The 21,198-nt window shown below is 66.4% G+C and carries 20 protein-coding genes; 18 read left to right on the top strand and 2 right to left on the bottom strand.

Annotation, left to right across the window (positions count from 1 at the left end):
- Window positions 1–23: 23 nt before the first annotated feature.
- Together parC and HV701_RS16270 are read left to right on the top strand one after the other, a co-directional pair.
- Window positions 24–2,348 (top strand): DNA topoisomerase IV subunit A, encoded by a 2,325-nt coding sequence (gene parC, locus HV701_RS16265; protein ID WP_175134075.1) that lies wholly within the window; start codon window positions 24–26, stop codon window positions 2,346–2,348.
- Window positions 2,349–2,436: 88 nt separating this feature from the next.
- Window positions 2,437–3,651, top strand: coding sequence for a DUF418 domain-containing protein (locus tag HV701_RS16270; protein ID WP_175134076.1), 1,215 nt, complete (start codon window positions 2,437–2,439; stop codon window positions 3,649–3,651).
- Between the two features lie 15 nt (window positions 3,652–3,666).
- Here the strand turns inward: HV701_RS16270 and HV701_RS16275 are convergent, their stop codons facing one another.
- Both HV701_RS16275 and HV701_RS16280 read right to left on the bottom strand, forming a co-directional pair.
- Window positions 3,667–5,010 (bottom strand): aspartate aminotransferase family protein, encoded by a 1,344-nt coding sequence (locus HV701_RS16275; RefSeq protein ID WP_175134077.1) that lies wholly within the window; start codon window positions 5,008–5,010, stop codon window positions 3,667–3,669.
- 61 nt (window positions 5,011–5,071) lie between these two features.
- Entirely contained in the window at window positions 5,072–6,007 is a 936-nt protein-coding gene (locus tag HV701_RS16280; protein WP_175134078.1) for a MurR/RpiR family transcriptional regulator, read from the bottom strand.
- Between the two features lie 248 nt (window positions 6,008–6,255).
- On the opposite strand from HV701_RS16280, the gene HV701_RS16285 reads away from it, so the two are divergent.
- From HV701_RS16285 to trmD, 16 genes are all read left to right on the top strand, one after another.
- A complete protein-coding gene (locus HV701_RS16285) occupies window positions 6,256–6,804 on the top strand; it encodes a MarR family winged helix-turn-helix transcriptional regulator (protein ID WP_175134079.1) in 549 nt (182 codons plus the stop codon).
- Complete coding sequence (gene ectA, locus HV701_RS16290) at window positions 6,801–7,361, top strand: diaminobutyrate acetyltransferase (RefSeq protein ID WP_175134080.1); 561 nt, start codon at window positions 6,801–6,803, stop codon at window positions 7,359–7,361. The genes HV701_RS16285 and ectA overlap by 4 nt, the downstream gene beginning before the upstream one ends.
- A gap of 121 nt (window positions 7,362–7,482) precedes the next feature.
- Window positions 7,483–8,790 (top strand): diaminobutyrate--2-oxoglutarate transaminase, encoded by a 1,308-nt coding sequence (ectB, locus tag HV701_RS16295; RefSeq protein ID WP_175134081.1) that lies wholly within the window; start codon window positions 7,483–7,485, stop codon window positions 8,788–8,790.
- The gene (locus tag HV701_RS16300) at window positions 8,787–9,191 is read left to right on the top strand and encodes an ectoine synthase (protein ID WP_006387829.1); all 405 of its coding nucleotides are present in this window, start codon (window positions 8,787–8,789) and stop codon (window positions 9,189–9,191) included. Before ectB ends, HV701_RS16300 begins: the two co-directional genes overlap by 4 nt.
- 15 nt (window positions 9,192–9,206) lie before the next feature.
- On the top strand, window positions 9,207–10,133 hold the full coding sequence (gene thpD, locus HV701_RS16305) for an ectoine hydroxylase (RefSeq protein WP_175134082.1): 927 nt from the start codon (window positions 9,207–9,209) through the stop codon (window positions 10,131–10,133).
- A gap of 116 nt (window positions 10,134–10,249) precedes the next feature.
- A complete protein-coding gene (locus tag HV701_RS16310) occupies window positions 10,250–11,122 on the top strand; it encodes an MOSC domain-containing protein (RefSeq protein ID WP_175134083.1) in 873 nt (290 codons plus the stop codon).
- A gap of 241 nt (window positions 11,123–11,363) precedes the next feature.
- A complete protein-coding gene (gene panD / locus HV701_RS16315; RefSeq protein ID WP_175134084.1) occupies window positions 11,364–11,732 on the top strand; it encodes an aspartate 1-decarboxylase in 369 nt (122 codons plus the stop codon).
- Window positions 11,733–11,797: 65 nt separating this feature from the next.
- Window positions 11,798–12,844 carry a CDP-6-deoxy-delta-3,4-glucoseen reductase gene (locus HV701_RS16320; RefSeq protein WP_175134085.1) on the top strand — a complete coding sequence of 349 codons (1,047 nt, stop codon included), beginning with the start codon at window positions 11,798–11,800 and terminating at the stop codon, window positions 12,842–12,844.
- Window positions 12,845–13,036: 192 nt separating this feature from the next.
- Window positions 13,037–14,293, top strand: a complete 1,257-nt coding sequence (locus tag HV701_RS16325; protein ID WP_175134086.1) for a D-amino acid dehydrogenase — start codon at window positions 13,037–13,039, stop codon at window positions 14,291–14,293.
- Between the two features lie 4 nt (window positions 14,294–14,297).
- Window positions 14,298–15,638 (top strand): extracellular solute-binding protein, encoded by a 1,341-nt coding sequence (locus HV701_RS16330; protein ID WP_175134087.1) that lies wholly within the window; start codon window positions 14,298–14,300, stop codon window positions 15,636–15,638.
- A gap of 203 nt (window positions 15,639–15,841) precedes the next feature.
- The gene (locus tag HV701_RS26955; protein WP_175134088.1) at window positions 15,842–16,261 is read left to right on the top strand and encodes a TrbG/VirB9 family P-type conjugative transfer protein; all 420 of its coding nucleotides are present in this window, start codon (window positions 15,842–15,844) and stop codon (window positions 16,259–16,261) included.
- Window positions 16,262–16,294: 33 nt separating this feature from the next.
- On the top strand, window positions 16,295–18,919 hold the full coding sequence (gene alaS / locus HV701_RS16340; protein ID WP_175134089.1) for an alanine--tRNA ligase: 2,625 nt from the start codon (window positions 16,295–16,297) through the stop codon (window positions 18,917–18,919).
- Entirely contained in the window at window positions 18,906–19,163 is a 258-nt protein-coding gene (locus HV701_RS16345) for a sulfurtransferase TusA family protein (protein WP_175134090.1), read from the top strand. The genes alaS and HV701_RS16345 overlap by 14 nt, the downstream gene beginning before the upstream one ends.
- Window positions 19,164–19,434: 271 nt before the next feature.
- Window positions 19,435–19,695, top strand: coding sequence for a 30S ribosomal protein S16 (gene rpsP / locus HV701_RS16350; RefSeq protein ID WP_175134091.1), 261 nt, complete (start codon window positions 19,435–19,437; stop codon window positions 19,693–19,695).
- Window positions 19,696–19,760: 65 nt separating this feature from the next.
- On the top strand, window positions 19,761–20,378 hold the full coding sequence (gene rimM / locus HV701_RS16355; RefSeq protein WP_175134092.1) for a ribosome maturation factor RimM: 618 nt from the start codon (window positions 19,761–19,763) through the stop codon (window positions 20,376–20,378).
- Complete coding sequence (gene trmD / locus HV701_RS16360) at window positions 20,378–21,196, top strand: tRNA (guanosine(37)-N1)-methyltransferase TrmD (RefSeq protein WP_175134093.1); 819 nt, start codon at window positions 20,378–20,380, stop codon at window positions 21,194–21,196. The genes rimM and trmD overlap by 1 nt, the downstream gene beginning before the upstream one ends.
- Window positions 21,197–21,198: the final 2 nt, after the last annotated feature.

Genomic DNA, 21,198 nt, shown 5'->3' on the forward strand with positions numbered 1-21,198 from the left:
GAATTTGTCTACCTGAAACCATCATGACCGACAGCAATCAACAAGGTTTGTTCGACGCCGCGCCCGACGAGGGCGGCGGCGATGCCGCCATCACCCTGGCGCGCTATGCCGAGCAGGCCTATCTGGACTATGCAGTGTCCGTGGTGCGGGGCCGGGCCCTGCCCGACGTCGGCGACGGGCAGAAGCCCGTGCAGCGCCGCATCCTGTTCGCCATGCAGGCCATGGGGCTTGCCGCCGGCGCCAAGCCGGTGAAGTCGGCGCGCGTGGTCGGCGACGTGCTGGGCAAGTACCACCCGCACGGCGACCAGGCTGCCTATGACGCCATGGTGCGTATGGCGCAGGACTTCTCCCTGCGCTATCCGCTCATCGACGGCCAGGGCAACTTCGGTTCGCGCGATGGCGACAATGCCGCCGCCATGCGCTACACCGAAGCGCGCCTGACGCCGATCGCCAAGCTGCTGCTGGACGAACTGGACGAAGGCACGGTCGATTTCGTGCCCAACTACGACGGCAGCCAGCAGGAGCCGCAGATGCTGCCGGCGCGCCTGCCGGTGATGCTGCTGAACGGCGCGTCCGGCATCGCGGTCGGCATGGCCACCGAGATCCCGCCGCACAACCTGCGCGAAGTGGCGCAGGCGTGCGTGGCGCTGATCAAGCAGCCGCAATTGCCGGACGCCGAGCTGTTCGGCATGATCCCCGGCCCGGACTTCGCCGGCGGCGGCCAGATCATCACGCCGGCCGCCGACATCGCCCAGATCTATGCCGGGGGCCGCGGTTCGCTCAAGGTGCGGGCGCGCTGGCAGTTCGAGGAAATGGCGCGCGGCCAATGGCAATTGGTGGTCACCGAACTGCCGCCGGGCACTTCAGGCCAGAAGGTGCTCGAAGAGATCGAGGAAATCACCAACCCCAAGGTCAAGAGCGGCAAGAAGAGCCTGACGCCCGAGCAGACCCAGGCCAAGGCCGTGATGCTGAACCTGCTGGACGCGGTGCGCGATGAATCCGGCAAGGACGCCGCCGTGCGCCTGGTGTTCGAGCCCAAGACCTCGCGCGTCGATCGCGACGAATTCGTCAACACCCTGCTGGCCCAGACCAGCATGGAGAGCAGCGCCTCGGTCAACCTGGTCTGCATCGGCACCGACGGCCGTCCGCGCCAGAAGGGCTTGCGTGACATCCTGACCGAATGGCTGGCGTTCCGCACCAACACCGTGCTGCGCCGCACCCGCTTCCGCCTGGACAAGGTCATCGACCGCATCCACGTGCTGGAAGGCCGCATGGTGGTCTACCTGAACGTGGACGAGGTGATCCAGACCATCCGCGAATCGGACGAGCCGCGCGCGGCGCTGATGGAGCGCTTCAAGCTGTCCGAACGCCAGGCCGAGGACATCCTGGAAATGCGCCTGCGCCAGTTGGCGCGCCTGGAAGGCTTCAAGATCGAGCAGGAACTGGCCGACAAGCGCAAGGAGCAGGTCGCGTTGCAGGAACTGCTGGACAATCCCAACACCCTCAAGCGCCTGCTGATCAAGGAAATCGAGGCCGACGCCAAGCAATATGGCGACGACCGCCGCACTCTGATCGAGACCGCCGAGCGCGCGGTGCTCGAAACCAAGGTGCTGGATGAGCCGGTCACGGTGATCGTGTCGCAGAAGGGCTGGCTGCGCGCCCGCCAGGGCCACGGCCACGACGCCTCGCAGTTCGGTTTCAAGCAGGGCGACGACCTCTACGGCGCCTTCGAATGCCGCACCACCGACACCCTGATCGCCGTGGGCGACAACGGCCGCGTCTATTCGGTGGCCGTATCGGGTCTGCCGTCGGCGCGCGGCGACGGCCAGCCGGTCACCACCATGATCGATCTGGAAAGCGGCACCCGCATCGTCCACACCATCGCGGCAGCGGCCGACAGCCGCTGGCTGCTGGCCACGCGCGGCGGCTACGGCTTTGCCGCCAGGCTGTCTGACATGACCAGCCGCCAACGCGCCGGCAAGCAGTTCATCACGTTGGAGTCGGGCGACGCGTTGCTGCGTCCGGTGCCGCTGTTCGAGGGCGCCACGCAACTGGCGCTGTTGTCGCAGAAGGGCAAGTTCCTGGTGTTCGGCCTGGACGAGCTCAAGTCGCTGTCCGGCGGCGGACGCGGCACCATTCTGATGGGCCTGGACGGCGCCGACAAGCTCGACCAGACCGTGCCGATCGGCGCGCTCGGCCTGCGAGCGGCGGGCATCTACCGTAACAAGCACACCGAGGACATCCTGGCGGGCGCGGCGCTGGCGGTGTATGTCGGCAAGCGCGCGCGCAAGGGGCGGGCGCTGGACGTGCGGCCCAAGCAGCCGTTGCTGTCACCGGTGCTGAGCTGATCGCCTCCGATACCGCCATGCCGCGCCAGCGCCGCCGGGGTGGCGCCGGCGATGCGCGAGCCACGCCGGGCATGGCGGGAGAGCGGCCATGAACGCCGTCGCGATGGCGCCGCCGCGCCTGGCGCATGTCGACGCGTTGCGCGGCTTTGCGCTGTTGGGCATTCTGGTCGTCAACATCGGCGTGTTCGCATCGCCGTTCTATGCCAGCGGCATCGTGGACCCGGCCTTCGCGCGTCCCTGGGACCAGGCGGTGCGCTGGTTGGTGGCATGGTTGTTCGAGACCAAGTTCTACCTGCTGTTCTCGTTCCTGTTCGGCTACAGCTTCACCCTGCAGATAAGCGCCGCCGAACGGGCTGGCGTCGCCTTCGGGCCACGCTTTCTGCGGCGCCTGGCCGGCCTGGCCGCGCTTGGGCTGGCGCACGCCGTGTTGTTCTACCAGGGCGACATCCTGCTGACCTATGCCTTGCTGGGGCTGGCCCTGATGGCATGCCGTGGCATGGCGCCCGGGCGGGCGCTGCGCGTGGCGCTGTGGCTGATCGGCCTGACGTCGCTGGCCTGGGCGGTGCTTGGTGGCTTGAGCCTGCTCGATCCGGTCGGCACGGTTGCCATGGGCCAGGGGGACAACAATGTCGCGCTCGCGGATTCCCATGCCGCCATCCAGGCGTATCGCGGCACGATCGCCACGACCGTCGCCCGCCACTGGCAAGAACTGACCAGTGGCATCTGGGGCGTCATCCTGCTGGTGCAGGGGCCGTTCGTCTTCGCGATGTTCCTGGCCGGCTATGCGCTGGGACGGCGCCAGGCGCTGGCCGATCCGTGGCGCCAGCCGCGGGTGTTGTGGCTGTTGTGCGCGCTGGGGGCATTGCCGGGATTGGCCGGATCGGCCGCGTATGCGACCGCCGCCTTGCCGTCGATGGCGCTGCTGTGGGAAATTCCCGGCCTGGCGCTGGGTCTGTTCACGGCGCCGTTGCTGAGCATGTCGTATGCCGCGGCGCTGCTGCTGGCCATGCGCACGCGGCCGGGCGCCTGGCTGGCGCGCACGCTGGCGCCGGCCGGCCGCATGGCCCTGAGCAACTACCTCATGCAATCGGTGGTGTGCGCCTTCATCTTCACCGGCTGGGGGTTGCGGCTCTCGGGTGGCGTGTCGCCGGGCGCGGCGCTGTTGATTGCCGGGGCGATTTTCGGGGCGCAATTGCCATTCTCGGCATGGTGGCTGCGCCACCATGCCCAGGGTCCGGTCGAATGGCTGCTGCGCGCGCTGACCCTCGGTGCGTGGCCCGCGTGGCGGCGCGTGGCGGCATAGGCGGCCGCCAGCACGCTATCGGGCGCCGGCGCTTGCGATGGCCGCGTCGATGGCATCGGCCAGGCGTTCGGTCAGCTGGTCCAGTTCATCGTCCGTGATGATGAAGGGCGGGGCCAGCAGCACGTGGTCGCCCTGGCGGCCATCGATGGTGCCGCCCATCGGATAGACCATCAGGCCGCGCGCCATGGCTTCACGCTTGATGCGCGCGTGCAGCGACAACGCCGGATCGAAGGTCGCCTTGCTGGCGCGGTCACGCACCAGTTCCACGCCCATGAACAGACCGCGGCCGCGGATGTCGCCGACGTGCGGGTGCGCGCCCAGCGCCTGTTGCAGGCGCTGGCGCAGCCCCTCGCCCTGGGCGCGCACCCGCGCCAGCAGCTTGTCGCGCTTGATCACTTCCTGCACCGCCAGCGAGGCCGCGCAGGCAGTGGCGTGGCCCAGATAGGTGTGACCGTGCTGGAAGAAGCCGCTGCCCTGCTGCATCGCCTGCACGATGCGTTCCTGCGCCATGACCGCGCCAATTGGCTGGTAGCCGCCGCCCAGACCCTTGGCGATGGTGATCAGGTCGGGCGTAATGCCTTCCTGTTCAACGGCATACAGCGTGCCGGTGCGACCCATGCCGCACATCACCTCGTCGGCGATCAACAGCACCCCGTGGCGATCGCAGACCTCGCGGATGCGGCGGAAATAACCGGGCACCGCAGTCACCGCGCCTGACGTGGCGCCCACCACCGGTTCGGCGACGAAGGCCATCACGCTGTCGGCGCCGAGCCGTTGGAAGGTCTGTTCCAGTTCCTGCGCCAGCCGCTCGGCATATTGTTCATCGGTCTCGCCAGCATGCTGGTCGCGGTAGGCGTAACACGGCGCGACGTGGGCCACTTCGATCAGCAGCGGCGCGAACTGTGCGCGGCGCCAGGCGTTGCCGCCCACCGCCAGCGCGCCCAGCGTGTTGCCGTGATAACTCTGGCGCCGCGCCACGATATGGCGACGTTGCGGCTGGCCGATCTCGACGTAGTACTGGCGCGCCATCTTCAGCGCCGCTTCGACCGCTTCCGAGCCGCCCGAGACGAAGTAGGCATGTGACGTGCCGGCCGGCGCGTCGGCCACCAGCGTCGCGGCCAGCTTTTCGGCGACCTCGGTGGTGAAGAAACTGGTGTGGGCGTAGGCCAGCGCGTCGATCTGCGCGTGCATCGCGGCCTGCACGTCCGGATGGTTGTGCCCCAGGCACGAGACCGCCGCGCCGCCCGAGCCGTCCAGGTAGGCGCGGCCCGCCTGGTCATAGAGCCAGACGCCCTGGCCGCGGACCGCGACAGGGGGCGTGGCGCGCAGGGAACGATGAAGGACTCGGGTGCTGGTCATGGCGAGGGACTCCGTGGCGAGGGGGCAGTGGGAAAGGGCGTGTGCGTGGCGCAGGGGGGATTCAGTCGGGGGACGGGGTGCGGCCGCGCCGGCGCGGCGGTTGTGGCCAATAGGCGCCGTCGGCCTGCAGCCGTGTCTCGATCTCGGCCAGGCGGTGCAGCACCTCGTCGCCGCCGCGGGCCGCGAGTCGTGCGATCAGGTGCTCGGCCAAGCCCAGCAGGCCCGCGGTGCTGTGGAAAAAAGAGGCGGGGTCATGCGGCGCCGGCGCCGGCGCGCCGCCTTCGGGCGGGCGGGCAAAATGCAGCACGTGGCGAGCGGCCTGCGCCACCGGGTTGGTGACGCTGTCGGTCAGCGCCAGCACGGTGACGCCGCGGGCGGCGATCTGGCGGCTCAGGCGCACCGTGGCGGCGGGATAGGGGGCTTGCGACACCACCACCAGCGCATCGCCCGCCTGCAGGCAGTCGGCGTCTTCGGCCGGCGCGCCGCCCAGTCCATCGATCAGGATGCCGTTGCGGCGCAGCAGGTGGTAGGCATAGCGCATCTGGAAGGCGATGCCGAATGCCGAGCGCATGCCCAGGAAACCTACTTGACGGGCCCGCAGCAAGGCATCGACGGCGGCATCGAACGCGGCCGCGTCGTTGGCTTGCCAGACCGAGGCCAGCGCTGCCGTCTGTGATCGGGTCAGCGCATCCTGGCCCGGCTCGCCGCCGCGTTGCGCGTGCGATGTCTGCAGGCGCGCCGCGCGCTCGCGCAGGCCGTCGCCGGTCAGGGCGCGCTGGAACGGCGCGCGGAAGGCTTCGTAGCTGTCATGGCCGGCGGCGCGCGCCAGCCGCAGCATGGTAGCGGGAGACACGCCCACCGCCTGCGCCTGCCGGCGCATCGACCATAGCCCCACCTCGGCCGGATTGGCCAGCACCCAGTGCGCGGCGCGCTGCAACTCGGCGGGCAGCGTGGCGCTCAGCTGGCGCAGATGGTCTTGCAGGGACGAAGCGATCATGGGGGCCGGGGAGAGGGGTTGTAAAACAAATGATATATCTATAGTAAAAAATAAAACATATGTTTTATTTACGAAATGTAGAGCGATTCCGGCAAATCGTAACGTCCTGATTTCCCAGGGAAGCCCCCAGCGACTTGACGGCGGATTAGGCGGAAATGATTACAAAATGGGGGTTGATCCGGTTTGACACAGGGATAGGTCACTCATATCATTCGTATAGAAATCAATTTAGCTGAACTAATTCAGTCATGAATAAACAGACCGTAACCGACCCCGCGCAGCAATATGACCTGCGCATTCTGCGGGCACTGCGCCGGATCACCCGATCCATTGCGCTGCATTCGCGCCAGTTGTCCGCGGTGAGCCACATCACCGCGCCGCAGCTGATGTGCCTGCGTACGGTCATCGCCAACGGGCCGCTGACGGCCACGGCCATCAGCCGCGAAATCCACGTCAGCCCCAGCACGGTCGTCGGCATTCTCGATCGCCTGGAAGACAAGGGGCTGATCCGCCGCGAACGCGGCCGCGAAGACCGCCGCATCGTTTTCGTGACTGCCACCGACGTCGGCCGCGAAGTCGCGCAGCAGGCGCCGTCGCCGCTGCAAAAGCACCTGGCCGACGCGCTCAACGCGTTGCCGGAGTTGGAGCAGGCCACCATCACCCTGTCGCTCGAGCGCATCGTTGCGCTCATGGAAGAAGAGAGCGGGGTCGCGACGGAAACCCAGGGCGATGTGTCGTCGCCCATCCTCGAGGTGCCCACGGGTGGCGCGCCTCCCGAATCGGGATTGGTTGTATGAGAGCAAACGAACTGCACGACCCTACGAACTCAAGTGCCGTGGCGCCGGCGGCGGGCAGCAAAACGCATCAGTTGCGTGAGCCTCGCCGCAAGGACGGCGCCGCGATCCACCAGCTTGTATCCGAGTGCCCGCCACTCGACCTCAATTCCCTATACGCGTACCTGCTCCTGTGCGAGCACAACCGCGGCACCTGCGTCCTGGCCGAAAGCGCCGGAGGACGCATCGATGGATTTATCTCCGCTTACGTGCTTGCCGACAGGCCCGACGTGTTGTTCGTCTGGCAGGTCGCCGTGCACACCCGCGCACGCGGCCAACGGTTAGGCCGCGCCATGCTTCGGGCGCTCTTGCAACGCGAGAGCCTCGCGCATGTTCGTCATCTTGAAACCACGGTGGCGCCTGACAACCAGGCCTCGCGCCGTACCTTCGCCGGCCTGGCCGGCGAGCTGGGCGCCCACGTTTCCGAGCAGCCGTTCTTCGACCGGCAATTGTTCGGGGGCGCGGACCATGACGACGAGATGTTGTTGAGGATAGGCCCGTTCACCTTGCCCGCCCCCTGAGGCGGCAACGCGGTCCTGTCGAAAACCGGGATGGCTTGACGTATCCGGATGCGCCTGGCGCGCATGCGGCAAGGAGTCTGGCCGTCTGTCAACTTATGAGATGAAAGGGAGGATTAATCACATGGACTTGAAAATCTTCGACCGGATGGAGTCGGAAGTACGGGGCTATATCCGGTCGTTTCCCGTGATCTTCAGCCAGGCCAGAGGGTCGACGCTGGTCGACGAAGACGGTGGTGAGTACATCGACTTCTTCAGCGGCGCCGGTACCCTGAACTACGGCCACAACAATCCGATCCTCAAGGAAAAGCTGCTCGAGTACGTGCAGGCAGATGGCGTGGTGCATGGCCTGGACATGGCCACCAGCGCCAAGAAGCGCTTTCTCGAGACGGTCGACCGCGTGCTGCTCAAGCCGCGCAACTGGCAATACACCCTGCAGTTCACCGGCCCCACCGGCACCAATGCGGTCGAGGCGGCGCTCAAGATCGCGCGCCAGGTGAAGGGACGTCCCAATGTGATTTCCTTCACGCACGGTTTTCACGGCGTCAGCGGCGGCTCGCTGGCGGTGACCGCCAACATGAAGTTCCGCGACGCCTCCGGCTACCCGCTGGCCAATACCACTTTCATGCCCTATGACGGCTATTTCGGTCCCGACGTGGACACGATGGCGTATCTGGAGCGCATGCTGGAAGACCCCAGCAGCGGTCTGGACAAGCCCGCCGCCGTCATCGTCGAAACGGTGCAGGGCGAGGGCGGCGTCAACGTCGCCACGCTGCGCTGGCTCAAGGAACTGGACAAGCTCTGCAAGCGCCACGACATGCTGCTGATCGTGGACGATATCCAGGTCGGTTGCGGCCGCACCGGCACCTTCTTCAGCTTCGAGGCGGCCGGTATCCGTCCCGACATCATCACGCTGTCCAAGTCGCTGTCGGGCTTCGGCCTGCCGATGTCGCTGGTGCTGATGAAGCCCGAGCTCGACATCTGGAAGCCCGGCGCCCACAGCGGCACCTTCCGCGGCAACAACCTGGCGTTCGTCACCGCCACCCAGGCGCTGGAAACCTACTGGGCCAACACCGCGTTCACCGCCGAGATCCAGCGCAAGGAGCGCCTGGTGCGCGACTGGCTGGAAAACCTGGTGCACAGCTATCCCAACGCTGGCCTGTCGGTGCGCGGCCGCGGCCTGATCCAGGGCCTGGTGAGCAACGCCGAGCCCGCGCTGGCCAACCGCATCGCCGCCAACGCTTTCAAGCGTGGCGTGGTCATTGAAACCTCGGGCGCGCATGACGAAGTGCTCAAGCTGCTGCCGGCGCTGACCATCGAGGAAGAGCTGCTGACCAAGGGCCTGGACGTGATCGAAGCCAGCGTGGCCGACGCGCTGGCCGAAGAGGGGCAGTCCGCCCGCATCCTGAAATTTGGAGGAAAACGTCAATGATCGTACGCAATGTCAAAGATGTGATCGGCACCGCCGACGAAGTCCGCACTGATACCTGGGTGAGCCGCCGCGTGCTGCTCAAGAAGGATGGCATGGGTTTTTCGTTTCATGAAACCACCATCTTCCCGGGTGGCCGCACCCACATCCATTACAAGAATCACCTGGAAGCGGTCTGGTGCATCGAGGGCGACGGTTCCATCGAGACCATTGCCGACGGCAAGAAGTACGAACTCGGGCCCGGCGTGGTCTATGCCCTGAATGAACATGACGAGCATTGGCTGTGCGGCGGCAAGGAGCCGCTGCGCGTCATCTGCGTCTTCAACCCGCCGCTGACCGGCCAGGAAGTGCATGATAAAGAAGGCGTCTACGCCTTGCCTGAAGCCGAAGCCCAAGCGGCCTGATACAAGGAGGTTCGCATGATCTCACCTGCGCAGGATCCGTACGCCTCCCGTACGGATCGCAGTTCCGCCATCATTTCCCGCCAGGATCCGGTGGTCTACGAAGACGGCAAATACGCCGACGCCCTGAGCGCCGAGCAGATCGGCAGCTATGAGCGCGACGGCTTCCTGCTGCTGGAAGACCTGTTCTCCGCCGCCGAGGTGCAGGCGTTGTCGGCCGAAGTCGAGCGCATGACGCGCGACCCGTCGATTGTCCGCCGCGAAGAATCGATCACCGAGCCGGGCAGCAACGCGGTCCGCTCGATTTTCATGGTGCACGTGCTCAACCCGGTGTTGGCGCGCCTGGTGCGCGATCCGCGGCTGGTCAACGTGGCGCGCCAGATCCTGGGCTCGGAAGTCTACATCCACCAGTCCCGCGCCAACATGAAGCCGGGCTTCAAGGGCAAGGAGTTCTATTGGCACTCCGACTTCGAGACCTGGCATGTGGAAGATGGCATGCCGTCGATGCGCGCGCTGAGCTGCTCGGTGCTACTGACCGAGAACAACGATTGCAACGGCCCGCTGATGCTGGTGCCGGGGTCGCATCGCCAGTTCATCTCGTGCGTCGGCGAGACGCCCAATGAGCACTACAAGCAGTCGCTCAAGAAGCAGGAGTACGGCGTGCCGGATCCGGTCAGCCTGCAACTGCTGGTCGAACAGGGCGGTATTCGCTCCATGACTGCCAAGGCGGGTTCGGTGGTGTTCTTCGACTGCAACACCATGCATGGCTCCAACAGCAACATTTCGCCGTGGCCGCGCGCCAATGTGTTCATGGTCTACAACAGCATGGAAAACACGCTGGAACCGCCCAAGTACGGCCTGACCCCGCGTCCGGAGCATATCGCCACGCGCAAGGCGTTCAAGGCGGTGACGCCGCTGGACACGCTGAAGTTGGTTGGCGGCTGACGTCAAGGCAATCTGCCCAGGGCGCTTGCCAGCGCCCGCAGCCCAGGCCCGTGGCCTGGGCTTTTTTTCGTCCTTCCGCTATGCTCTCGGTCCTTGCCTTGCCGGAATCCGCCGCCATGTCCGCCCGTATCCTCAGCCTGCATATCTACCCGGTCAAATCCTGTGCCGGCATCGATCTGGACGAGTCGCCGCTGGATCGGGCCGGCCTGGCGCATGATCGCCGCTGGATGCTGGTGGGCGCCGACGGCCAGTTCATGACGCAGCGCCAGTGGCCCGCCATGGCCCTGATCCGCACGGCGCTCTCGGCCGACGCGCTGCGGCTGTCGGCGCCGGGCATGGCGGACCTGCTGGTGCCGCTGGATGGTTCGGCGCTGCAGGCCGATGTCGAAACGGTCGGCGTATGGAAGGACACCCTCCAGGCGCGGCGCGAAAGCGCCGCCGCCGCGCAATGGTGCTCGGACTTTCTCAAGACGCCTTGCCGCCTGTACAAGGTCGATGCCAGCGCCACGCGGCCGGCCAAGCCGGAGTGGGTGGACCAATGGAGCGCCGGCCATCCTGACCTGGCTGCCCGCTTCGGGGGCGATCACTTCTTCGGCTTTGCCGACGGCTTTCCCCTGCTGGTGGCGAACCAGGCGTCGCTCGACGATCTGAATGCCCGCCTGCGGGCCAAGGGGGTGGCGCCGGTGCCGATGGACCGGTTCCGGCCCAATATCGTGGTGCAGGGTGAATGGGAAGCCTTCGAGGAAGACCATACCGCCATGATTTCCGTGGGCGCGGTCGGCATGGCGTTCGTCAAGCCGTGCACGCGTTGCTCGATTCCCGACATCGACCCGCTCACCGCCGTGCAGCACGACGAGCCGGGCCGTACGCTGGCGGGCTACCGCAACCTGGAGATCGGGGTGGTGTTCGGCCAGAACGCGATTGTCGACGCTCCGGCTGGCGCGCGCCTGAAAGTGGGCGACGCGGTCGAGATCGAGCTGGATTTCTAGGCGACGGGGCCCGGGGGCGGAAGGACCCGGCCGCGGGTCCGGGGCTATGGTCAATGCCGCCATGTGGCGGCAGACGCCGCGATGGGCCGGTTGGTCGCGCAAAAACTATAGAATACCGGCTGCCGGCGGCAAAACCGGTTGCCGTCCGGCGGCATGCCCGCGAATGCTCGCCAGTCGCGGGCGCTTTCGCATTCATCGCATTACATCGCGTTCCGGCACGCGATACCAGGATATTCCCATCATGCAACGCATCATGCTGCGGGCCAAGCTGCACCGCGTCACGGTCACCGAAGCCGACCTCCACTACGAAGGCTCTTGCGGCATCGACGAAGACCTGCTGGACGCTGCCGGCATGCGCGAGTTCGAACGTATCGAGCTCTACAACATCAACAACGGCGAGCGCTTCGACACCTACATCATCAAGGCCGCCCGCGGCAGCGGCATCATCTCGCTCAATGGCGCGGCCGCGCGGCGCGCCCAGGTCGGCGACCTGATGATCATCTGCACCTACGGGCCGATGTCCGAAGACGAATCCGCCACCCACAAGCCGCAGGTCGTGCTGGTGGACGACGCCAACCGCGTCAAGGAAATCCGCAAGTTCCCGGCCTGAGGCCGGGCCGCGCGGCGCGTCCAGCGATGCGCCGTCAACCCTGATCCCCCCTGATACGTTTCATCATGAGCTTCCAGGTCATCATCCAACCCAGCAAGCATCAATTCCCGGTCGAGCCGGGCCAGACCGTGCTCGACGGCGCCCTGGCTGCCGGCATCGTGCTGCCCTATAGCTGCCGCAACGGCGCCTGCTCCACCTGCAAGGGCAAAGTGGTGTCAGGGGAGTTCGACGCCGGCCAGTACCCCGCGCAGATCCTGTCGCCCGAGGAACTGGCCGACGGCTACACCCTGTTCTGTCAGGCCCGGCCCGCTTCCGACATGGTGGTCGAATCCACCGAAGTGCGGCTGGCCAGCGATATCCAGATCCGCAAGCTGCCTTCGCGAGTGCAGACGATGGAAAAGGCGGCGCCCGACGTGGTCGTGCTCAAGCTGCAACTGCCCGCGTCGGAGCAGTTCCGCTACTACGCCGGCCAGTACATCGAGATCATCCTCAAGGACGGCCGCCGCCGCAGTTATTCCATGGCCGGCGCGCCGCACACCGGCAGCCCGCTGGAGCTGCACATCCGTCACCTGCCCGGCGGCGTGTTCACCGACCACGTGTTCGGCGCCGGCGACACGCAGATGAAAGAGCGCGAAATCCTGCGCCTGGAAGGCCCGTTCGGGTCGTTCTTCCTGCGCGAAGACAGCGACAAGCCGATCATTCTGCTGGCCAGCGGCACGGGTTTCGCGCCGGTCAAGGCCATCGTCGAGCACATGATCCACAAGAATATCCGGCGGCCGGTTGCGCTGTACTGGGGCGGTCGGCGTCCGCGCGATCTGTACATGGACGCGCTGGCGCAGTCGTGGGCGCGTGACCTGCCGGACTTCCGCTATGTGCCGGTGGTCTCCAACGCGCTCGAGGAAGATGGCTGGAGCGGACGCGACGGTTTCGTCCACGACGCGGTGATGCATGACATCCCCGATATGTCCGGCTATCAGGTCTACGCCTGCGGCGCGCCGCCCATGGTCGATGCCGCGCGGCGCGAATTCAGCGCCCAGCGCGGCCTGCCGGCCGAAGAGTTCTACGCGGACGCGTTCACGTCCGAGGCCGATCTGGCGAAAGCCGCGACTTGATCGATATCAGGCGGCCGCCAATCGAAGGGGAGGGATCCGGCAACGACGGGTTCCTTCCCTTTTTTTGATGACGGCGGGCGTAGGCGAGGGCGGGGCGCCGGGGTAAACTGCGGTGTCATCTGGCAGCGGCTTGCCGCGGGAGGCGGACATCGTGTCCGTGGGCCCAGCGGGTACGCAGGGAGCAATGCGGGCATGAAAGTAGCGGTATTGGGTAGCGGCATCATCGGAATCTCCAGCGCCTGGTGGTTGAGCCAGGCCGGCCACGACGTCGTGGTCATCGACCGCTGCACCGGACCCGCCCAGGAGACCAGCCTCGCCAACGGCGCGCAGATCTCGGTCTCCTACGCCGAGCCCTGGGCCAATCCGCAGGCGCCCCTGAAGCTGCTCAAGTGGATGTTCCAGGACAACGCGCCGCTGCTGTTCCGTCCGCAACTGGACTGGCGTCAATGGATGTGGGGCCTGGCGTTCCTGCGCGAGTGCCTGCCGGGCCGCCTGGCGCCGAACATCCGCGCCATGGTCCGCATGGCCGAATACAGCCGCGCCACCTTGCGCGGCATGCGCGCCGAACTCGGCATCGAATACGACCACCTCGAACGCGGCATCCTGAATTTCTATCGCGATCCCCACGAATTCGAGAATTCCCAGCGCGCCGCCGGCCTGATGCGCGATTTCGGCGTCGAGCGGCGGGTAGTGTCGGCCGACGAGGTGGTCGCCATCGAGCCGGCACTGGCGCCGCATCGCGGCACCATCGTCGGCGGCGACTACACCCCCGAAGACGAAAGCGGCGACGTCCACCTGTTCACGGTGGCGCTGGCCGAACGCTGCGCGCGCGCCGGCGTCGAATTCCGCTACAGCACCCGTGTCACGCGCCTGGTCACGCAGGGCGGTGCGGTGCAGAGCGTGGAGCTGATCGAGCCCGATGGCCGCTACGCCACCCTGGCGGCCGACGCCTACGTCGTGGCGATGGGCAGTTTCAGCCCGTCGCTGCTGCGGCCGCTGGGCATTCCATGCAATGTCTATCCGGCCAAGGGCTACTCGGCCACCTTCCCGGTCCTGAAGCCGGACGGCGCGCCCACGGTCAGCCTGACGGACAGCAGCCACAAAGTGGTGTTCTCGCGCCTGGGCGACCGCCTGCGCATGGCCGGCACCGCGGAGCTGTCGGGCTATTCGCGCGAACTCAATACCGGCCGCTGCGAGGCCATGACGCGGCTGGCCCGCGAACTCTTTCCCGACGCGCTCGACTTCGAACGCGTCAGTTACTGGTCGGGCCTGCGCCCGTCCACCCCCTCGAACGTGCCCATCATCGGCCGCAGCCATATCCCCAATTTGTATGTCAATACCGGACACGGTACTCTCGGCTGGACGATGGGCGTCGGCTCGGGCCGGGCGCTGGCCGATCTGCTGAGCGGACGTCGTCCAGAACCGGAATTCCCTTTTCTTGGTCTATGAACCTATGAAGAAATTGCAATTGGCGGGCGTTGCCCGCGCACTGTTCGCCAGCCGGCGGGCATGGGTGTTTGGCGCCGCCATGGCGGTCGCAGGCGCGGTCCACGCGGCACCCGTCGAAATCCAGGTCTGGCACACCCTGCCGGACGCGAACAAGGCCGAGTTCGAGAAGCTGGCCAAGCAGTACAACAAGGAGCAGGACCAGGTCAAAGTGGTCCTGCGCGCCTTCCCGACGCAGGCGCAACTGCAGCAGGAAGCGACCGCCGCGGTCAAGGCCAAGAAGGCCCCCAACCTGGTGCAACTGAACGACAACCATTCGCCGGAAGTCGTGGCCGAGCACAAGGCGATCCTGCCGATGTACGAATTGCTGGCCAAGTATCCGGTCAAGGACCTGAACTGGTTCGTGCCGGCCACCAGCAGCTTCATTCGTGACAGCAAGGGACGCCTGCTGGCTTTCCCCTGGATGGCCGAAATACCGGTGATGTTCTACAACACCGCCGCCTACAAGAAGGCCGGCCTCGATCCCGACAAGCCTGCCCGCACCTGGACCGGCCTGCAGGGCGAGCTGCTGAAGCTGCGCGATGTGGCCGATCTCGACTGTCCCTACGCTTCGAGCGACCAGGTGGCGATCCACCTGGAAAACCTGGCGCCGGTCAATAACCAGCCCTACACCAGCAACAACAATGGCCTTGACGCCATCACCAAGAAGAGCGCCGCGCCGGCGATGCAGTTCGATACGCTTTACATGCGCCATGTGTCGCTCATGGTCAGCTGGAAGCGTTCGCTGCTGTTCATGGCGCACTCTGCCGACAACACCGCCGACAAGCTTTTCGCCAAGGGCGAATGCGCCGTGCTGACCGGCAATTCGGGGTCGTTCGGACAATTCCTGAATACCAAGTCGCTGTCGTTCGGCGTGGCGCCGTTGCCGTATTACGATCAGGTCACCAAGAACGGCGGCCAGCCGTTCGTCAGCGGTTCGGCGCTGTGGGCGCTTGGCGGCCATCCGCAGGCCGAAGAGAAGGCCACGGCGCAGTTCCTGGCCTGGCTGTCCAAGCCTGTCATTGCGGCCGAGTGGCACCAGCGGACCGGCTATCTGCCGCTGACCGAAGCCGCCTTCCGCGCCTCGGACGTGTCGTTCTACAAGCGCATCCCCGGCGCCCAGGCGGTGGTCGCGTCCATGAGCAACCGTCCGGCGGCCAACAGCCGCGGTTTCCGCATGGCCCACTATGACCGCATCGAGCCGGTGTTCAACCAGCAGCTCAACGATGCGTTCGACGGCAAGACGCCGCCGGTGGCGGCGTTGAACAACGCGGCCAGCCAGGCGCGCAGCATCGCCGCGCAGCGTTAAGGCCAGGCGCATCGGCTGGCGCGATCGCACCGGCCGCTACCCGTCCGCAAGCCCGGTTGCCAGACCGGGCTTTTTGCTGCCCGGAGCCGGTGGGGCAATCCGGTCCATGCGTATATGCCGATCTACCCGCGCGGCGGGCGCGCCGCCACCATGTCGCCGAGGCGGCCCGCTGTCGGATCGCCATGACCCGGGGAGGCGATGCCATGATACGGAAACTTGTTCTGACAGCCGCGTTGGCGGTATTGGCCGGGTGTGCGCCATTGTCCGGCCCGGGGGCGTTTGCCGGTCCGGCTTGGCGCGCGGGCGAGCCGGCCGCGCATGGGTTTCACTTCGGTTGGCGCCTGTCCGGCGATGCCGCGGTGGCGCCCATGCAGGTGTTCGACGATGGCCGCGAGACCTGGCTGCAATTCGCGCCGGGCCAGGCGGTACCAGCCATTTTCGGGGTCGGGCCGGACGGCGAGCGGGTGCTGCCTTATGCCCGGCGCCCGCCTTACCTGGTGCTGGCGGGCAGTTGGGAGGCCCTGACATTCCGAGGCGGTCGCCTTGCCGCGCGGGCGCGGCGCGTGTCGGACGGCGACGGCCGGACGTTCCCTAAGGTGCAAGCCGCCGACAACCCTCTATAATCAACGATTCGCCTAAATCCTGCTTCATCCACGATGAAATCCTCCGAGATTCGCCAGCAGTTCCTGCAATTTTTCAAGTCCAAGGGACACACCATCGTTCCTTCGTCGTCGCTCGTGCCGGGCAACGATCCGACCCTGCTTTTCACCAATTCGGGCATGGTCCAATTCAAGGACGTCTTCACGGGCAAGGAATCGCGGTCGTACACGCGTGCCACCTCGTCGCAGCGCAGCGTGCGCGCGGGCGGCAAGCACAACGATCTGGAGAACGTGGGCTACACCGCCCGCCATCACACGTTCTTCGAAATGCTGGGCAATTTCAGCTTCGGCGACTACTTCAAGCGTGACGCCATCCAGTACGCCTGGGAACTGCTGACGCAGGTCTACAAGCTGCCGGCCGAGAAGCTCTGGGTCACCGTCTACCAGGAAGACGACGAGGCCTATGACATCTGGGCCAAGGAAGTCGGCGTGCCGGCCGAGCGCATCATCCGCATCGGCGACAACAAGGGCGCGCGCTACGCGTCGGACAACTTCTGGCAGATGGCCGACACCGGTCCCTGCGGCCCGTGCTCGGAAATCTTCTACGACCACGGTCCCGAGATCTGGGGCGGCCCCCCGGGATCGCCCGAGGAAGACGGCGACCGCTATATCGAGATCTGGAACCTGGTGTTCATGCAGTTCGAGCGCGATGCCGCCGGCAACATGACGCGCCTGCCGCGCCCCTGTGTCGATACCGGCATGGGTCTGGAGCGCATCGCGGCCGTGCTGCAGCACGTCCACTCCAACTATGAAATCGACCTGTTCCAGCACCTGATCGCCGCCGCCGCGCGCGAAACCGGCGTCAAGGACCTGGAAAACAATTCGCTCAAGGTCATCGCCGACCACATCCGCGCCTGCTCGTTCCTGATCGTCGACGGCGTCATCCCCAGCAACGAAGGCCGCGGCTACGTGTTGCGCCGCATCGTGCGCCGCGCGCTGCGCCATGGCTACAAGCTGGGCCAGACCAAGCCGTTCTTCCATCGCCTGGTGCCCGACCTGGTCGCCGAGATGGGCGAAGCCTATCCGGAGCTCGCCGCCACCGCCGAGCGCGTGGCACAGGTGCTCAAGCAGGAAGAAGAACGCTTTGGCGAAACGCTGGAGCACGGCATGCGCATCCTCGACGGCGCGCTGGCCAACGTGCCCAAGGGCGGCCAACTGGATGGCACCACGCTGTTCACGCTGTACGACACCTACGGCTTCCCGGTGGACCTGACCGCCGACATCTGCCGCGAACGCGAGGTCGACGTCGACATGGCTGGCTTCGAGGTCGCCATGGAACGCCAGCGCGACCAGGCCCGTGCCGCCGGCAAGTTCAAGATGGCCGAAGGGCTGAGCTACGAAGGCGCGGAAACGCGTTTCGAAGGCTACGAAAAACTCGAGCTCGACAACGTCAAGGTCACCGCCCTGTACGTTGACGGCACCCAGGTGCAGCAGGTTCAGGCCGGCCAGAGCGCCGTGGTGGTGCTGGACGCCACCCCGTTCTACGCCGAGTCCGGCGGCCAGGTCGGCGATACCGGCCTGCTCGAAGCCGTCGGCATGCGTTTCGCTGTGGGCGACACCCTGAAGATCCAGTCCGGCGTGTTCGGCCATCATGGCACGCTCGAAGAGGGCAAGCTGGCGGTGGGCGACACCGTGCTGGCGCGCGTGGACGCGGTGCGCCGCGCCCGCACCGTGCGTAACCACTCGGCCACCCATCTGATGCACAAGGCGCTGCGCCAGGTGCTGGGCGCGCACGTGCAGCAGCGCGGCTCGCTGGTCGACCCCGACAAGACCCGGTTCGACTTCGCGCAGGACGCGCCCCTGACCGCCGAGCAGATCGCCCGCGTGGAGGCCATCGTCAACGCCGAGATTCTCGCCAACCAGCCCACCGTGGCCCAGGTCATGGCCTATGACGACGCCGTCAAGGGCGGCGCCATGGCGCTGTTCGGCGAGAAGTACGGCGACACCGTGCGCGTGCTCGACATCGGCTTCTCGCGCGAATTGTGCGGCGGCACCCATGTCGGCCGCACCGGCGACATCGGCCTGTTCAAGATCGTGTCCGAAGGCGGCGTGGCCGCCGGCGTGCGCCGTATCGAGGCCATCACGGGCGACAACGCCCTGGCCTGGGTGCAGAACCAGAGCGCCTTGCTGACCCAGGTGGCCGGCATGCTGCGCAGCACGCCCGCCGACCTGCCGGCCCGCATCGCGCAGGTGCAGGACCAGGTCAAGCAACTCGAAAAAGACCTGGAGCAATCGCGCAGCAAGCTCGCCGCCAGCGCCGGCAACGATCTTGCCAGTTCCGCTGCCGTCGAGCTCAAGGGCATCAAGCTGCTGGCCGCCAGTATTGGCGACGTCGATCCCAAGGCCCTGCGTGGCATGGTCGACAACCTGAAGGATCGCCTCAAGCCCGCCGTGGTGCTGCTGGCCACCGGCTCGGCCGACGGCAAGATCAGCGTCGTCGGCGGCGTCACGGCCGACCTGACCGGCCGTATCAAGGCTGGCGACCTGGTGGGCTTTGTCGCCAGCCAGGTAGGCGGCAAGGGCGGCGGCCGTCCGGACATGGCCATGGGGGGCGGCACCGACCTCGCGGCCTTGCCGGCCGCGATCGCCAGCGTGCAGCAGTGGGTCGATGAGCGCCTCTGACATGGGCGGCGCGGCGCCGTCCTTCGATCAGGAAGTGGATGCCAGCGGGCTGACCTGCCCGCTGCCCATCCTGCGCGCCAAGAAAGCCCTGGCGCAGATGGAAAGCGGGCAGGTGCTGCGTGTCGTTACCACCGACCGCAACGCCATCCGCGATTTCCAGGCGTTTTCGCGGCAGACCGGCAATGTGCTGGTCGCGCAACACGAGGCCGATGGCCGCGGCGTGCATTTCCTGCGCCGCCGCTAGCGCCGCGCTGGCGGCTCGGCCCATGACTCCGGCCGGGCGTGGCACAGGATGACGCATTCCGATTGCTGCAATCGGGTGTATGCTTGGCTTGTACTGGCCAAGGCGGGCTTCGGCCCGCATTTTGTTTTGTAGAATGCCGTATGCGGCGTATATGTCGCGTTTTCGCGCATGAATCGCGCTGCTCTCGCAGGATTCGGCTTGGGCATTTGCCAGCTGGCATGTTTAAGTGCTAGAATTTCCCGTTTTTCACAACTAATTCAAGGGATTACCTATGGTGGTGATTCGCCTGGCCCGCGGTGGGTCCAAGAAGCGTCCGTTCTACAACCTGGTGGCCACCGATTCGCGCAACCGTCGCGACGGCCGCTTCATCGAGCGCGTGGGTTTTTACAACCCCGTCGGCAACGACGGCGCTGAAAATCTGCGCATCTCGCTGGATCGCGTGCAACACTGGACCAGCAACGGCGCCCAGCTGTCGCCGGCCGTCGAGCGTCTGGTCAAGGACTACTCGGCCAAGGTTTCCGCCGCGGCTTGATGCCCGCGTCGCACGCCTGAACCTTGCTAGTTTCCAGCTACGCTGTACGAAACCGATAGCCCGACATGTCTGATGCCGCTACTTCCAACGCGGCGCCTGCGGACTTGATCGAGCTGGGCCGCATCAGTGCGGCCTACGGTGTGAAAGGCTGGGTCAAGGTGCAGCCGCATTCGGCCAATGCCGAAGTGCTGCGCTCAGCTTCTCAATGGTGGTTGACTCGCCCTGTGCCTGAATTGGCGCGGGGCGCTGTCGCGTCTGTGCCTGTCGCATATAAAGTCGTGCAAGCCCGTTCGCAGGGGGCCACCGTGGTGGCGCAACTGGCGGGCATTTCCGATCGCGACCAGGCCGAAGCGTTGCGCGGGTTTTCCGTGCAGGCGCCGCGGGGTTCCTTCCCCGCGCCCGAAGAAGACGAATACTACTGGGTCGATCTCATTGGTTGTTCGCTGTACACCACGGCGGCAGGCGAGGCCACGCTCATCGGCGTGGTCGACGAGGTCTTCGACAACGGCGCCCACGCCGTTTTGAAGGTCTTGCGCCAGAAGGAAGGGGCCAGCGGCCCCGAGACCATTCTCAACGCCAAGGGAAAGCCCGCCGACATGCTCGTTCCGTTCGTGCGCGCGCACATCCAAGCCGTCGATCTGGCCGCGCGCCGCATCGACAGCGACTGGCCCGCGGATCTCTGATGCGCATTGACGTCGTGACGCTCTTTCCCGAGATGTTCGGGGTGGTGCGTGACCTCGGCGTCACCGGCCGGGCCCACGCCCAGGGCCGTTGGGCCCTGCATGCGTGGAATCCGCGCGATTTCACCAGCGATCCCCACCGTACCGTGGATGACCGCCCCTATGGGGGCGGCCCCGGCATGGTGATGATGGCCGCGCCGCTCGAAGCGGCTGTCAATGCCGCCCAGGCGGCGCGCCAGGCGCAGGGCCTGGGGCCGGCGCCGGTGGCCTTGCTCGCACCCGTCGGCAAGCGCTACGACCAGGCTGGCGCCGAGGCGCTGGCCGCCAGCGATGGCCTCATTCTCATCTGTGGTCGCTACGAAGGTGTCGACCAGCGCTTCATCGAGCGTTGCGTCACGCATGAGATTTCCCTCGGCGACTTCGTCCTGTCGGGCGGGGAAATCGCCGCGCTCGCGGTTATTGATGCTGCGGTGCGCCTGCTGCCGGGCGTGCTGAACGATGGCGATTCGGCGCTGCAGGATTCTTTCAACAAGACCTTGTCCGGCTTGTTGGACAGCCCGCATTACACCCGCCCCGAGGTCTACGAAGGCGTATCCGTGCCGGCACCGCTGCTGAGCGGTCATCACGCCAATATCCTGCGTTGGCGCCGCGAGCGCTCGCTGGCGCTGACTGCCGTGCGCCGTCCCGAGTTGATCGAATCCGCCCGCGCCCAGGGTGGGCTGTCATTGGCCGACGAACGTTTCCTGGCGGAATTGGCCGGTGAGCCGCTGCCGCCGTTGCCCGCGAAAAGGCGCCGGAGCGCCAAGCCCAGGACCGCCTGAAT

This window comes from Achromobacter pulmonis (assembly GCF_902859765.1).
Taxonomy (GTDB): Bacteria; Pseudomonadota; Gammaproteobacteria; order Burkholderiales; family Burkholderiaceae_B; genus Achromobacter; species Achromobacter pulmonis.